The sequence below is a fragment of the Pseudomonas sp. NPDC087598 genome, from assembly GCF_044743525.1.
Taxonomy (GTDB): Bacteria; Pseudomonadota; Gammaproteobacteria; order Pseudomonadales; family Pseudomonadaceae; genus Aquipseudomonas.
The window spans coordinates 33,083-48,769 of record NZ_JBIUWQ010000030.1 but is presented as its reverse complement, the minus strand read 5'-3'; the positions used below and the strand labels follow the sequence as shown (position 1 = coordinate 48,769).

The following is a 15,687-nucleotide window of genomic DNA, read 5'->3' as shown; positions in this document are numbered from 1 at the left end:
ATGCAGGAGTTGATTGAATCGGTAGGCGCGCTTTCTCCCGAGAAACGCAAGGCGCTGGCGATTCTACTGGGCAAACAGGGAGTCAACCTCTATGGCATCGCCCCGGTTTTCCGGCGTGGTGCCGATGAGCCCCTGTTGCTTTCCTATGCCCAGGAGCGGCAGTGGTTCCTCTGGCAAATGGAGCCACACAGCGCGGCTTATCACATTCCGACCGCCCTGCGTCTGCGCGGGGCGCTGGACCTGTCGGCATTGCAGGCAAGCTTCGTGGCGCTGATCGAGCGTCACGAAAGCCTGCGCACCGGCTTCGTCCTCGACGAGCAGGGCAAGGTGCTGCAAAGCATTCATGCACCGTTCGAACTGGCGTTGCCGGTGCAGGACGTGCAAGGCATTGATGACGCGGCGTTGAAGGCGCTGATCCAGGCGGAAATCGCCCAGCCGTTCGATTTGCTCCAGGGCCCGCTGCTGCGGGTGCAGGTGCTGCGCGTGGCGCCTGAGGAACATGTGCTGGTGGCGGTGCAGCACCACATCGTTTCCGACGGCGTGTCGATGCAGGTCATGGTCGATGAGTTGATTCAGCTGTATGCCGCGCTCAGTCGTGGTCACGCGGTGACGTTGGCGCCGCTGCCGATCCAGTACGCCGACTATGCGCTGTGGCAACGCAGCTGGATGGAGGCGGGCGAGCGCGCGCGGCAATTGGCTTATTGGACTGAACGCCTCGGGGGCGAGGCGTCGGTGCTGGAATTGCCGCTGGATCATCCGCGTCCGGCGAGCCAGAGTTTCCGGGGTGGCAGCCTCGACATCCATCTGCCGGGAGCCTTGAGCAAAGGTTTGCAGGAGGTCGCCCGTCGCGAAGGCGTGACCTTGTTCATGTTGCTGCTGGCGTCGTTCCAGACCCTGTTGCATCGCTACAGTGGTCAGGGCGACATCCGTGTCGGCGTGCCGATCGCCAACCGTAATCGCGGCGAAACCGCCGGTCTGATCGGCTTCTTCGTCAATACCCAGGTGTTGCGTGCCGAACTCGACGAACAGCTGCCATTCCGTGAGCTGTTGCAGCAGGTCAAGCAGCATGCCCTCGGCGCCCAGGCGCATCAGGACTTGCCGTTCGAGCAGTTGGTCGAAGCGCTGGCACCGACCCGCAGCCTGAGCCGCAGTTCGTTGTTCCAGGTGATGTTCAACCACCAGACCGCAGCGCCAGCCGAGCAGAAATCGTTGCAGATGCCGGGGCTGAGTGTCGAGCCGGTGAGTTGGGACAGCCACACTGCGCCGTTCGACCTGACCCTCGATACGTACGAATCCGCCGCGGGCCTCAGTGCCTCGTTGGTGTTCGCCACTGACCTGTTCGAAGCCGCAAGCATTTCGCGCATGGCTGATCACTGGCAGAGCCTGCTGGCCGGCATCGTCGCCGACAGTGGCCAGCGCATCGGCGAATTGCCGATGCTCGGCCGTGACGAGTTCGCGCAACTGCAACAGAGCAACGCGCTGCTGCCGATGGAACGGTTGCCGGTGCACGAGCGCTTTGCGCGCATCGCCGCGACCCAGCCGCACGCCGTGGCAGTGCGTTGTGGCGAGCTGCAACTGAGCTTCACCGAACTGGACGCCCAGGCCAATCGTCTGGCCCGGCGTCTGCAAAGCGACGGGGTCGGGCCGGAAGTGCGCATCGGCATTGCGCTGCCGCGCAGTCCGAAAATGCTCGTGGCGATGCTCGCAGTGCTCAAGGCCGGTGCGGCTTATGTGCCGTTGGACGCCAGTTATCCACGCGAGCGTCTGGCCTATCTGATCGAGGATTCGGGGATTGCCCTGTTGCTCACCGATTCGAGCCTGATCGCTCAGTTGCCGTTGCCTGCGGGTCTGGCGAATCTTTGCCTCGACACGCTGGATACCAGCGCATTCGCTGACACTGCACCCGCAGTCGAGGTGCATGAGCAAAGTCTGGCGTACGTGATTTATACCTCTGGCTCGACCGGTCAACCCAAGGGTGTGTGCGTGGCCCACGGCCCGCTGGCGATGCATTGCCAGGCCATCGGTCAGCGCTATGAAATGACCCCGGACGATTGCGAACTGCATTTCATGTCGTTCGCCTTCGACGGTGCTCACGAGCGCTGGATCACCCCGCTGACTCACGGTTCGAGTCTGCTGCTGCGTGACGACAGCCTGTGGACTGCCGAGCAGACCTACCGTGCGATGCAGCGTCATGGCGTCACCGTTGTCGCATTCCCGCCAGCCTATTTGCAGCAGTTGGCGGAGTTCGCCGAGATCGAAGGCAACCCGCCGAAAGTGCGCATCTACTGCTTCGGCGGCGATGCCGTGCCCAATGACAGCTTCGAGCGCGTGCGTCGCGCCCTGGCCCCGCAGCACATCATCAACGGTTACGGTCCGACTGAAACCGTGGTCACGCCACTGCTGTGGAAAGCTGACCGCGACACCTTGTGCGGCGCGGCTTATGCGCCGATCGGCCAGCGCGTCGGCGAGCGCAGCACCTGGGTGCTCAGCGCCGAACTCAACCCGGTACCGCAAGGCGTGGCCGGCGAGTTGTACCTCGGCGGCTATGGCGTTGCCCGGGGTTATCTTGATCGTCCGGCGATGACCGCCGAACGTTTCGTGCCGGACCCGTTCGGTGTGCCGGGCGCGCGTCTGTATCGCAGTGGCGATCAGGTGCGCCTGCGTGCCGATGGCGTATTCGACTATCAGGGTCGGGTCGACAATCAGGTCAAGGTGCGCGGTTTCCGCATTGAACTGGGCGAGATCGAAGCGCGACTGATGTCTCTCGATTCGGTGCGCGAAGCGGTGGTGCTGGCTCAGGACGGGCCGAACGGCGCGCAACTGGTCGGCTACGTCGTCGCCGCGCAGCCTGTCGATGCCTCGCAGCACGGTGCCTGGCGTGAGCAGATTCGCGCCAGCCTCAAGCACAGCCTGCCGGATTACATGGTCCCGGCCTACCTGATGGTGCTGGAGCAGATTCCTCTGACGCCGAACGGCAAGGTCGACCGCAAAGGCCTGCCGAAACCCGACGCCAGCCTGATGCAGCAAAGCTACGTTGCGCCGGTCAGCGAGCTGGAGCAGCAAACCGCGCAGATCTGGGCCGAAGTGCTCAAGCTTGAACGCGTGGGCATGACCGACAACTTCTTCGAACTCGGCGGCCATTCGCTGTTGGTCACCCAAGTGTTGTCGCGAGTGCGCCAGACCTTGCAGCGTGACGTGCCGCTCAAGGCGCTGTTCGAACACAACACACTGGGCGCTTTCTGCGCCTATCTGATCGAGGCGCAAAAGGCTGCGCAGCAACCGCCGCTGTCAGCGCTGGGACGTGGCGCACCGATGGCGTTGTCCTACGCCCAGGAACGTCAGTGGTTCCTCTGGCACATGGACCGCCACAGCTCGGCGTACCACATTCCGACCGCGCTGCGCCTGCGCGGGCCGCTGGATCAACCGGCACTGCAACACAGCTTCGACACGCTGATCGAGCGTCACGAAAGCCTGCGCACGCGTTTCCTGCAAGACGCCGACGGCACCCGACAATTGATTCTGGCGCCGTTCAGTCTGCCGATCGACACTCAGGTCCTTGCCGCCGACAGCGATGACGTTGCGCTCAAGGCTCGGGTCGAAGCCGAGATCAGCCGACCGTTCGACCTGCAGCAAGGCCCGCTGCTGCGCGCCACTTTGCTGCAAATCAACGCCGAAGATCATGTGCTGGTGCTGATCCAGCACCACATCGTCTCCGATGGCTGGTCGATGCAGTTGATGGTCGATGAGCTGATTGCTCTGTACGCCGGGTACAGCCGTGGCGATGCCGTTCAACTGCCGGCGCTGCCGATCCAGTACGCCGACTATGCGGTTTGGCAGCGCCAATGGATGGAGGCGGGCGAACGCCAGCGTCAACTCGATTACTGGCTGACCCGATTGGGTGGCGAGCAACCGGTGCTGGAGCTGCCGCTGGACCATCCGCGCCCGGCCACGCAAAGTCTGCGCGGCGGACGTTTCGAACTGGCGTTGGATACGCGATTGAGTGAGACGTTGACCAACGTTGCCCGCCGCGAAGGCGTGACGCTGTTCATGTTGTTGCTGGCGTCGTTCCAGACGTTGCTGCACCGCTACAGCGGGCAGGGCGATATCCGCGTCGGTGTGCCAGTGGCCAACCGTACCCGCGTCGAGACCGAAGATTTGATCGGCTTCTTCGTCAACACTCAGGTGATGCGCGCTGACGTCAGCGGCGGGCTGCGTTTCAGCGACTTGCTGCAACAAGTCCGGCAAGCGGCGCTCGGTGCGCAGGATCACCAGGACCTGCCGTTCGAGCAATTGGTTGAAGTGCTGCAACCGGAGCGCAGTCTCAGTCGCAGCCCGTTGTTCCAGGTGATGTTCAACCACCAGGCCAAGGCCCGTCGCAGCACGGCATTGGCGCAACTGGACCGCTTACAGATCAGCGAAGTGAACTGGGACAGCTTGATGGCCCAGTTCGACCTGACCCTCAACACCGAAGAGTCCGCTGACGGCATCTTTGCCTCGATGGTGTATGCCGCCGACCTGTTCGACGCAACGACCATCGCGCGCATGGCCATGGATTGGCAGGCATTGTTGCGCGGCATCAGTCAGCAGCCGCAGCAACTGATCGGCGAGTTGCCGATGCTTGAGCAAACGACGATCCAGCAGAATTTGCGCGACTGGAACCCGGCGCCGCAGCGCTGGAATCCGCAGCAGTCGTTGCACCGCTTGATCGAAGCGCAAGCGCACAAGGCGCCGGACGCAATCGCCGTGAGCCTTGATGAGCAGCAACTGAGCTATGGCGAACTCAATCGCCAAGCCAATCGTCTGGCCCACGCGCTGATTGCCCGTGGTGTCGGCGCCGACGTGCTGGTGGGGCTCGCGGCCGAGCGTTCGCTGGAGATGATTGTCGGAATGCTGGCAATCCTCAAGGCCGGTGGCGCCTACCTGCCGCTGGACCCGCAATACCCGGCTGAGCGCCTGCAATACATGATCGAGGACAGCGGTATTCAGCTGTTGTTGAGCGGCGCGGGCGTTGTCGATCACGTTGCGATCGGTGCACACGTGACTCGTTTGTCGCTGAGTGAAGGCGGCGAAGGGCAGCCGGACGCCGATCCACAGGTCAGCGTCGATACCGCCAATCTCGCTTATGTGATCTACACCTCCGGTTCCACCGGCAAACCCAAGGGCACGTTGCTCAGCCACGACAATGCGCTGCGCCTGTTCGCGGCAACGCAAGAGTGGTTCCAGTTCGGCCCTGACGATTGCTGGACGCTGTTCCACTCGTATGCGTTCGACTTCTCGGTCTGGGAAATCTTCGGCGCGTTGCTGCATGGCGGGCGTCTGGTGATCGTGCCGCAGGACGTCAGCCGTTCGCCGCATGATTTCTACGCCTTGCTCTGCCGCGAGCAGGTCACGGTGCTGAACCAGACACCGTCGGCGTTCAAGCATCTGATGCAGGTCGCTTGCGAGTCATCGCCGGCGTTGCAACCATCGCTGCGCCATGTGGTGTTCGGTGGCGAGGCGCTGGAGGTCAAGAGCCTGCGGCCGTGGTTCGAACGCTTCGGCGACCGTGAGCCACGACTGGTGAACATGTATGGCATCACCGAAACCACCGTGCACGTCAGCTATCGACCGCTGTCGCTGGCCGATCTCGAGAATGCCGTCGGCAGCCCGTTGGGTGCGCCGATTGCGGACTTGTCGTGGTACGTGCTGGATGCCGACCTCAACCCGGTAGCCCGTGGTTGCATCGGCGAACTGCACGTGGCCGGCGCCGGTCTGGCCCGTGGTTATCTGAAGCGCACAGACCTCACTGCACTGCGTTTCGTGCCGAACCCGTTCAGCGCCGGCGGCGAGCGGCTGTATCGCACTGGCGACCTCGCACGCTACTGCACTGACGGGCGCATCGAGTACCGGGGGCGCATCGACCATCAAGTGAAGATCCGTGGTTTCCGCATCGAACTGGGCGAAATCGAAGCGCGCCTGCTGGCGCTGCCGGACGTTCGTCAGGCCGTGGTGCTTGATCAGCCGGGTGCCGGTGGCGTGCAGCTGGTGGCGTACATCGTCGCCGCGCAGCCACTTGATCCGCTGGAGCAGGGCGCCTGGCGCGAGCAGGTACGTCTGCGCCTGCGCCAGGATCTGCCGGATTACATGGTGCCGGCGCATCTGTTGCTGCTCGAACAACTGCCGCTGACCGCCAACGGCAAGCTCGATCGCAAGGCGCTGCCGACGGCCGATGCCAGTCAGTTGCAGCAAGCCTACGTGGCTCCGGTCAGCGATCTGGAGAAACAGGTCGCGGCGATCTGGAGCGATGTACTGAAACTTGATCAGGTCGGCCTGACCGACAACTTCTTTGAACTGGGAGGTCACTCCCTGCTGGTGATAAACATTGTGTCGCGCATTCAACTTGAACTCGGTATGAAGCTGCTCCCGCAAACCATTTTCCAGTACCCGGTACTGGGCGATCTGGTGGCCCAACTGCAAGGTAACGGCGAACAGGTCACGGCCTCGAAACTGAGCCTGCTCGAAGACCTGCTCGACGAAATGGAGGGCGCGTGAATGGACATTAACGTCGCCACGCGGATTGCCCGCCGTTTCATCACCCTGCCGCTGGAAAAGCGCAAGGAATACCTCGGCAAGATGCTCGCCGAGGGTGTGTCTCCGGCCAATCTGCCGATCCCCGAAGTGCAGTCGGCGTTCGACACCCTGGGCCTGAGTTATGCGCAGGAACGTCAGTGGTTTCTCTGGCAACTGGAGCCGAGCAGCGCCGCGTATCACATTCCGATGGCCCTGCGTCTGCGCGGCAAGCTCGACGTGATGGCGCTGCAAAGCGCCTTCGACAGCCTGATCGAACGTCATCAGACCTTGCGCACGGTGTTCGTCCACGACGGCCAGCGTCCGCAGCAAGTGATCGTCGAAGACGCGTTGCTGAGCATCGTCCGGCAGAATCTGCCAGCCGATACCAGTGATGCCGATTTGCAGCGGCTCATCGAAGCCGAGATCCAGCAGCCGTTCAACCTCGCCGATGGGCCGTTGCTGCGGGTAAAACTGCTGCAACTGGGCGCCGATGACCATGTGCTGATCCTGATCCAGCACCACATCGTCTCCGATGGCTGGTCGATGCGGGTGATGGTCGATGAACTGATCGGCCTGTACGCCGGTTTTAGCAGCGGTACGCCAACGACGCTGCCGGCCTTGCCGATCCAGTACGCCGACTACGCGCTGTGGCAACGCAGCTGGATGGAGGCGGGTGAGCGCGAGCGGCAACTGGCTTACTGGGTCGAGCAACTGGGCGGTGAGCAACCGGTACTCGAATTGCCGCAGGATCGTGCTCGGCCAGCGGTGCAAAGCTATCGCGGTGCACGTCTGGATCTGGAGCTCGACGCTGACTTGAACCGTGGCCTGCAAGCCATCGCCCGGCGTGAGGGCGTGACCCTGTTCATGGTGCTGCTGGCGGCGTTCCAGACGTTCCTGCATCGCTACAGCGGGCAGGGCGATATCCGCGTCGGTGTGCCCAACGCCAACCGAAACCGCACTGAAACCGAAGGCCTGATCGGTTACTTCGTCAACACTCAGGTGCTGCGTGCGCAGCTCGATTCACGGCTGCCGTTCAACGCCTTGCTGCAACAGGTCAAGCAAGTGGCGATGGGCGCGCAGGCGCATCAGGAGCTGCCGTTCGAACAACTGGTCGAGGCGCTGGCGCCGGAGCGCAGCCTCAGCCGCAGCCCGCTGTTTCAGGTGATGTTCAACCACCAGACTGCCAGCCGCGAACAGGGTTCGAACGCCTCGCTGGCGCAGTTGCAGGTCGAACCGATGACCTGGGACACCCATCAGGCTCAACTCGACCTGACGCTGGAAACCCACGAGTCGGCGGATGGCATCGGCGCTTCGTTGATCTACGCCACCGACCTCTTCGATGCCTCGACCATTGAGCGCATGGGCCAGCACTGGTTAGCGCTGTTGCAGGCGATTGTTGCGCAGCCGGAGCAGGCCATCGGTGAAATGCCGATGCTCACCGCGCAGGAACGCCAAGCCATCCTGCAAGGCTGGAACGACACGGCGGTGAGCTACCCGCTGACCTCCAGCGTTCAACAATTGATTGAAGCGCAAGTCGCCAAAACCCCTGACGCCCCGGCGTTGGCCTTTGGCGAAACACGTCTGAGTTATGCGCAACTCAACGCCCGAGCCAATCGTCTGGCGCATCGCCTGATCGAAATCGGTGTTGGCCCTGAGTCGCTGGTGGGCATTGCGCTGGAGCGTTCGATCGAAATGGTCGTCGGTCTGCTCGCGGTACTCAAGGCGGGTGGCGCCTACGTGCCGCTGGACCCGGATTATCCGCAGGAACGCCTGCGCTACATGATCGAAGACAGCGGCGTGCAACTGCTGCTGACCCAGGCCGCGCTGCTCGACAGCTTGCCGCTGAGCGCCAACGTGCAGACCCTGGCGCTGGACACGGTTGGCGAACTGGAAGGTTATGCGGCGACTGATCCGCAGGTCGCAGTAGACGGTGAAAACCTCGCTTACGTGATCTACACCTCAGGCTCCACCGGTAAACCCAAGGGCGCCGGCAACCGGCATTCGGCCCTGACCAACCGGCTCTGCTGGATGCAGCAGGCCTATCAGCTGGGCGCTGGCGACAGCGTGTTGCAAAAGACGCCGTTCAGTTTTGACGTGTCGGTCTGGGAGTTTTTCTGGCCGCTGATGACCGGCGCACGGCTGGTGGTCGCGGCGCCGGGGGATCACCGTGATCCGGCGACACTGGTGGCGCTGATCAATCGCGAGCAAGTCACCACGCTGCACTTTGTACCGTCGATGTTGCAGGCGTTCCTGCAGGATGGCGACGTGTCCAGCTGCGCCAGCCTCAAGCGCATTGTCTGCTCGGGCGAAGCGCTGCCGGCCGATGCCCAGCAGCAGGTGTTCGCCAAACTGCCGCAGGCCGGACTGTTCAACCTCTATGGCCCGACCGAAGCGGCCATCGACGTGACCCACTGGAGCTGTGTCGAAGAGGGCCGCGACAGCGTGCCGATCGGTGAGCCGATCGCCAACCTGGCCTGCTACATCCTCGACGATGAACTGCAACCGGTGCCGGTCGGTGTTCTAGGTGAGTTGTACCTGGCGGGCGAGGGCCTGGCCCGTGGATATCACCAACGACCAGCGCTGACCGCCGAGCGTTTTGCCGTCAGCCCTTATGGCAATGGCGAGCGGATTTATCGCACCGGTGACCTGGCGCGCTACCGCGACAATGGCGTGATCGAATACGCCGGGCGCATCGACCATCAGGTCAAACTGCGTGGCTTGCGCATCGAAATGGGCGAGATCGAAGCGCGCCTGCTCGAACACGAAACCGTGCGCGAAGCGGTGGTGCTGGTCATCGACGGCAAGCAGTTGGTGGCGTACGTGGTGCTGACCGAAGAGGCTGCCAATTGGCGTGAAGCGCTGGCTGCGCACGTTCAGCAACAACTGCCGGAATACATGGTGCCGACGCAGTGGCTGGCGCTGGAACAGATGCCGTTGAGCCCCAATGGCAAACTTGACCGCAAAGCCTTGCCGAAACCCGATGCGAGTATCGCGCAGCAGCAATACCAGGCACCGGGCAACGCCATGGAACAACAATTGGCGGGGATCTGGCAGTCGGTGCTGGGCCTTGAACAGGTTGGCGTCAGCGACAACTTCTTTGCCCTCGGGGGCGATTCGATCATTTCGATTCAGGTGGTCAGCCGAGCGCGTCAGGCCGGGCTGCATTTCACCCCGAAAGACTTGTTCCAGCACCAGACCATTCGCAGTCTGGCGACGGTCGCCACACTCGGTGAAGGCGCTGTGCGCATCGATCAGGGCCCGGTGACCGGCAGCACGCCGCTGCTGCCGTTCCAGCAGCTGTTTTTCGCTACCGAAATTCCGGAGCGTCATCACTGGAACCAGTCGTTGCTGCTCAAACCCGCGCAAGCCTTGCACGGCGAAACACTGGAACAGGCGCTGCAAGTGTTGGTTCGCCACCACGACGCCTTGCGCCTTACATTCACTGCAGATGCGCACGGATGGAGTGCCACGCACCGTGCCATCGATGCCCAACAGACCCTGTTGTGGCAGACCGCGCTGAACCATGCCGATGAAGTCGAAGCGGCTTGCGAAGAAGCGCAGCGCAGTCTTGATCTGGAAAACGGGCCGCTGTTGCGCGGCATGCTGCTGAACCTTGCCGATGGCAGTCAGCGTCTGTTGCTGGTAATCCATCACTTGGCCGTCGACGGTGTGTCGTGGCGCGTGTTGCTGGAAGACCTGCAGGATGCTTATCGCCAGTTGCAGGCCGGACAACCGTTGAAACTGCCGGCCAAGACCAGCGCGTTCAAGCACTGGGCCGAGGGCTTGCAGGCGCACACGGTCAACCTCGCGGGCGAGCTGGATTTCTGGCGTGGGCAGTTGCTCGACGCACCGCAGGACTTGCCGCGCGACAATCGCGACGGTCGCCTCGACAACCATCAGGCACTGAGCGTGCGCACTCAGCTCGATAAGCAGCTGACGCGCAAGCTGCTGCAACAGGCCCCGGCGGCGTATCGCACCCAGGTCAACGATTTGTTGCTGACGGCTTTGGCGCGAGTGATCTGCCGCTGGACCGGCGACACCTCGACGTTGATTCAACTCGAAGGCCATGGCCGCGAAGAGTTGATCGACGGCATCGACCTGAGCCGCACCGTCGGCTGGTTCACCAGCCTCTACCCGGTGCGCCTGACCCCGCAGGCGCCGCTGGCCGACTCGATCAAGCAGATCAAGGAGCAACTGCGCGCGATCCCCAACAAAGGTCTGGGTTTCGGTGCCTTGCGTTATCTGGGCGATGACGCTGCCCGTGCCGCACTGGCGGACTTGCCGGACGCACGAATCACCTTCAACTACCTCGGTCAGTTCGACAGCCAGTTCGACGAAGCGGCGCTGTTTGTACCGGCGGCAGAAAGTGCCGGTCGCGAGCAGAGTCCGTTGGCTCCATTGAGCAACTGGCTGGAAGTCAGCGGCCAGGTGTATGGCGCCGAACTCAAGCTGAGCTGGACCTTCAGCCGCGAGATGTTCAACGAGGCGACGATCCAGCGTCTGGCCGATGACTATGCGCTCGAACTGGCAGCGTTGATCGAGCATTGCTGCGCCCCGGGCAACAGCGGTATCACGCCGTCGGACTTCCCGTTGGCGGCGCTGACGCAGGCGCAGCTCGACGACTTGCCGCTGGCGGTGGCCGAGATCGAAGACATCTATCCGCTGTCGCCGATGCAGCAGGGCATGTTGTTCCACACCCTGTCCGATGATGGCGATGACCTGTACATCAACCAGATCAACCTGCCCGTTGACGGCATGGACCCGGAGCGCTTCCGTCGCGCCTGGCAGCATGTGATCGGGCGTCACGCGATTTTGCGGACTTCGTTCCACTGGCAGGGCGGGCAGACTTCGCCGATTCAGGTCGTGCAGCATCACGCCGAGGTTGATCTGCAAGTGCTCGACTGGCGTGGCCAGGACATTGGCGAGCAGCGTCTGGCCGAGCGTGCCCGCGAGGAGCGTGCGCGCGGTTTCGAGCTGCACCGCGTGCCGTTGCAGCGTTTGCTGTTGATCCGCACCGGCGAAGACAGTCACCAACTGATCTGGACCAGTCACCACATTCTCATGGACGGCTGGAGCAGTTCGCAGCTGTTCGGTGAGGTGCTGCAGCACTACGCCACTGGCGAAGTGGTCGGTGAAAGCGGTCGTTACCGCGACTTTATCGAGTGGCTGCAAGAGCAGGATCAGGGGCGTCTTGAACAGTTCTGGCGCGGCCACCTGCAAACCCTGGCCGAGCCGACGGCGCTGAGCCAGGCAATGCACCCGCGTCACGTCGAGACCACGGCCGGTCACGAAGCGCTGTATACCAAATGGGACGAGCAGCAGACCAGCCGTCTGCAACAGCATTGCCGGGCGCACGGCATCACCGCCAACACGCTGATTCAGGGCGCATGGCTGTTGGTACTGCAACGCTACACCGGGCAAAGCAGCGTGGCTTTCGGTGCGACAGTGGCGGGGCGTCCGGAAGGGCTGGCCAACGCTGACAGCATGCTCGGCCTGTTCATCAACACCTTGCCGGTGATCCAGACCCTGCAACCCGCGCAACGCCTGAGTGACTGGCTGGCGCAGTTGCAAGCCTACAACCTTGACCTGCGTGATCATGCCCACGCACCGCTGGCGGATATTCAGCGCTGGTCGGGGCAGGGCGGGCAGATGTTGTTCGACAGCATCATCGTGTTCGAGAACTACCCGATCGACCGTCGTCTGGAAGAAGCCAAGGGCGGCTTGCGATTTGGCGCTTCGGCCAACCATGACGTGACCAACTTCCCGATGGACCTTGCGGTGCATCTGAACGAAGAGCTGTCCATCGAGTACCTGTTCCTGCGCGATTGCTTCAGTGTCGAAGCGGTGCAGCGAATCCGTGAAACCATGGAAATCACCCTGCAGGCAATGCTCGATACGCCGCACGAATACCTCGGCAACCTGCAACGTCTGGCGCCACAGCAATGGCAGGCTTTGCAAGCGTGGGGCAGTGAACCGGCGCCGCGTGACCAGCGCGAATGGCTGCCGCTGATGATCGCCGAACATGCGCGCAAGCGTCCGCAGGCCCACGCCGTCGAATGCGCCGGGCAAGTGCTGAGCTATGCCGAACTGGATAGCCAGGCCAACCGTCTGGCGCACCATTTGATTGCTCACGGTGCAGGCCCGGAAGTGTTGATCGGCGTGGCGCTGGAGCGCTCGCTGGACATGCTCGTGGCCCTGCTCGCCGTGTTCAAGAGCGGCGCTGCCTATGTGCCGCTGGACATCGAATACCCGCGTGATCGCCTGGCGTTCATGATCGAAGATTCGGGCATGGCGCTGATGATCAGCCGCGCTGAATTGTCTGCGCGTCTGCCTTTGCCTGAAGGCTTGCCACTGGTTGACCTCGATGGTTTTGACGGCAATGCCTACGCGGACTCGGCGCCGCAGGTGGCCGTGTGCGAAGACACCCTGGCTTATCTGATCTACACCTCCGGCTCCACCGGTTTGCCGAAAGGTGTGGCGGTCACCCATGGCCCGCTGAGCATGCACTGCCAGGCGATTTGCCAACTGTATGAGATGGATCACACCACCCGTGAATTGCACTTCATGTCGTTTGCCTTCGACGGCGCTCATGAGCGCTGGCTGACCACGTTGGCATTCGGCGGCACGCTGGTGCTGCGCGACAACGAACTGTGGACGCCGGAGCAGACCAGTCACGCGTTGCAGACTTTGTCGATCGACATTGCCTGCTTCCCGCCGGCCTATCTCAAGCAAGTCGCCGAGTATGTGCAGGCCAGTGCTTCGAGCGCGCCGACAGTGCGCATCTATTGCTTCGGTGGCGACGCAGTACCGGAGCAGACGCTGCAAGAAGTGCGCAGCATCCTCCGTCCGCAGTACATCACCAACGGCTATGGCCCGACCGAAACCGTGGTCACTCCGATGCTGTGGAAAGCCGCCAATGACGAACCTTGCGCGGCGGCCTATGCGCCGATCGGGCGCGTTGTCGGTCAGCGCTCGCTGTGGGTCCTGGACGATGATCTGAATCCGTTGCCGGCGGGCTTTTCCGGGCAATTGCACATCGGTGGCTACGGGGTTGCCCGTGGTTATCACGGCCGACCTTCGGTTACCGCTGAACGCTTCGTGCCGGATCCGTTCGGTGCACCGGGCAGTCGTCTGTATCGCAGCGGCGATTTGGTACGCCTGCGTGATGACGGAGTGATGGATTACGTCGGCCGCGCCGACCATCAGGTCAAGGTGCGGGGTTTCCGCATCGAGCTCGGCGAAATCGAAGCCTGCCTGCGCTTGCAGGACGGCGTCACCGACGCGGTGGTGATTGCCCGCGACGGCGTGTCCGGCAAGCAACTGATCGGTTATGTGGTCTGCGACAGCGATGATGAGACGCGCACTGTCGAGCGGCTCAAGACCGAACTGCGTGCGCGTCTGCCGGATTACATGGTGCCGGCGCAGATCATGTGCCTGGAACGCCTGCCGATTTCGCCCAACGGCAAACTCGATCGCAAGGCGTTGCCGGAGCCACAGTTCCAGGTTGAACAGTACGTCGCACCGCGTACCGAGGAAGAAGCCTTGCTCGCGCAGATCTGGTCCGAAGTGTTGCAGGTCGAGCAAGTGGGCCTGAGCGACAACTTCTTCGAACTCGGTGGCGACTCGATTCTGAGTCTGCAAGTGATCTCCCGGGCGCGTAACCATCCGCAGCTCAAACTCGATCTGAAGCTGCGCGACCTGATGCGTTACCAGACCATCGGCAATCTGTTCGACCAGCAAGTGGTCAACCGTGCCGCCGAGGAGCAGACGCACGTGGTGCGTGAGGGCGCGTTCCCGCTGATTCCGATCCAGCAGTGGTTCTTCGACGAGGAAATGACGGCGCCGCACCACTTCAACCAGGCGTTGATTCTGCGTTCGCGACAAGCGCTCGACGCGGTGGCGCTGGAGAAAACCCTGATGGCCATGTTGGTGCAGCACGATGCGCTGCGCCTGCGTTTTGTCCGCGAGAGCGGGGTCTGGACCCAGCATTACCAGAGCCTCGACGAATGCCGGCAGCAGGCGCAGCAATCGCCATTGCTGTGGGTGCATCAAGTGGCTGACAAGGATGAACTGGAAGTGCTCGCCAACCAGGCGCAGCGCAGCCTGAATCTGGGCGCAGGGCCTTTGGTGCGCGGTTTGCTGGCGACGCTGCCGGACGGCGAGGCGCGGCTGTTGCTGGTCATCCATCACCTGGTGATCGACGGCGTGTCGTGGCGAGTGCTGTTGCAGGATCTGCAAACCGCTTACGACGCTTATTGCCTTGGCGAAGAGCCGCAACTGCCAGTGCGTACCAGCAGCTTCCGTGACTGGGCGGAAAACCTCAGTGCGCACACTCGTACGCTGATCGACGAGGAGTTGGATTACTGGCTGCAAACCCTCGACCAGCCCGGCAAGGAGATGCGTTGCGATAACCCGCGTGGCAAGAATCTGGTGCGCCATCGTGCTGAAGCGGTGATGAACCTGGATGAGGCGTTTACCGCCAGCCTGCTGAAACAGGCGCCGGCGGTTTACCAGACGCAGATCAACGATCTGTTGCTGACGGCACTGGGCCGTGTGCTGTGCCGCTGGAACGACGAATCGTCGGTGCTGGTGCAACTTGAGGGGCACGGTCGCGAAGACCTTTTCGAAGACCTCGACCTGAGCCGCACGATGGGCTGGTTCACCACCATGTTCCCGGTGCGTCTGGCACCCGGGCACGATACCGATATCGGTGAGGCGATCATCACTGTCCGCGATCAATTGCAAAGCTTGCCCAACAAAGGTGTTGGCTACGGCGCGTTGCGGCACATGGCGGGCGCGCCGCTGGCGCAGCGTCTGGCAGCACTGCCGCAGGCGCGGGTGACGTTCAACTACCTGGGGCAGTTCGACCAGAGCTTCGACGAGCAGGCGTTGCTGGTACCGGCCGATGACAACATCGGTGACAGCTACGACATGGATGCCGGCATGGCCAACTGGCTGGAGCTGGTCGGGCAGGTCTACAACGGTCGTCTGGCGTTCCGTTGCATCTACAGCACCCGACGTTACCGGACCAGCACCGTCGAGCGGCTGATGGATGATTACCAGCGCGAGCTGCAAGCGCTGATCGACCACTGTCTGGCGCAGTCGGCCTGAACCTTTTTCAACCTTCGATAAAGGTGC

2 protein-coding genes are annotated in these 15,687 nt (G+C 62.6%); both read left to right on the top strand.

Annotated features, from left to right (window positions below; genetic code table 11):
- Positions 1-6,531, top strand: a complete 6,531-nt coding sequence (locus tag ACIOWE_RS17280; protein ID WP_401393692.1) for an amino acid adenylation domain-containing protein — start codon at positions 1-3, stop codon at positions 6,529-6,531.
- Positions 6,532-15,660: an amino acid adenylation domain-containing protein gene (locus ACIOWE_RS17275; protein WP_401393689.1), complete on the top strand. Its 9,129-nt coding sequence runs from the start codon at positions 6,532-6,534 to the stop codon at positions 15,658-15,660.
- The last annotated feature ends 27 nt before the right edge of the window (positions 15,661-15,687 follow it).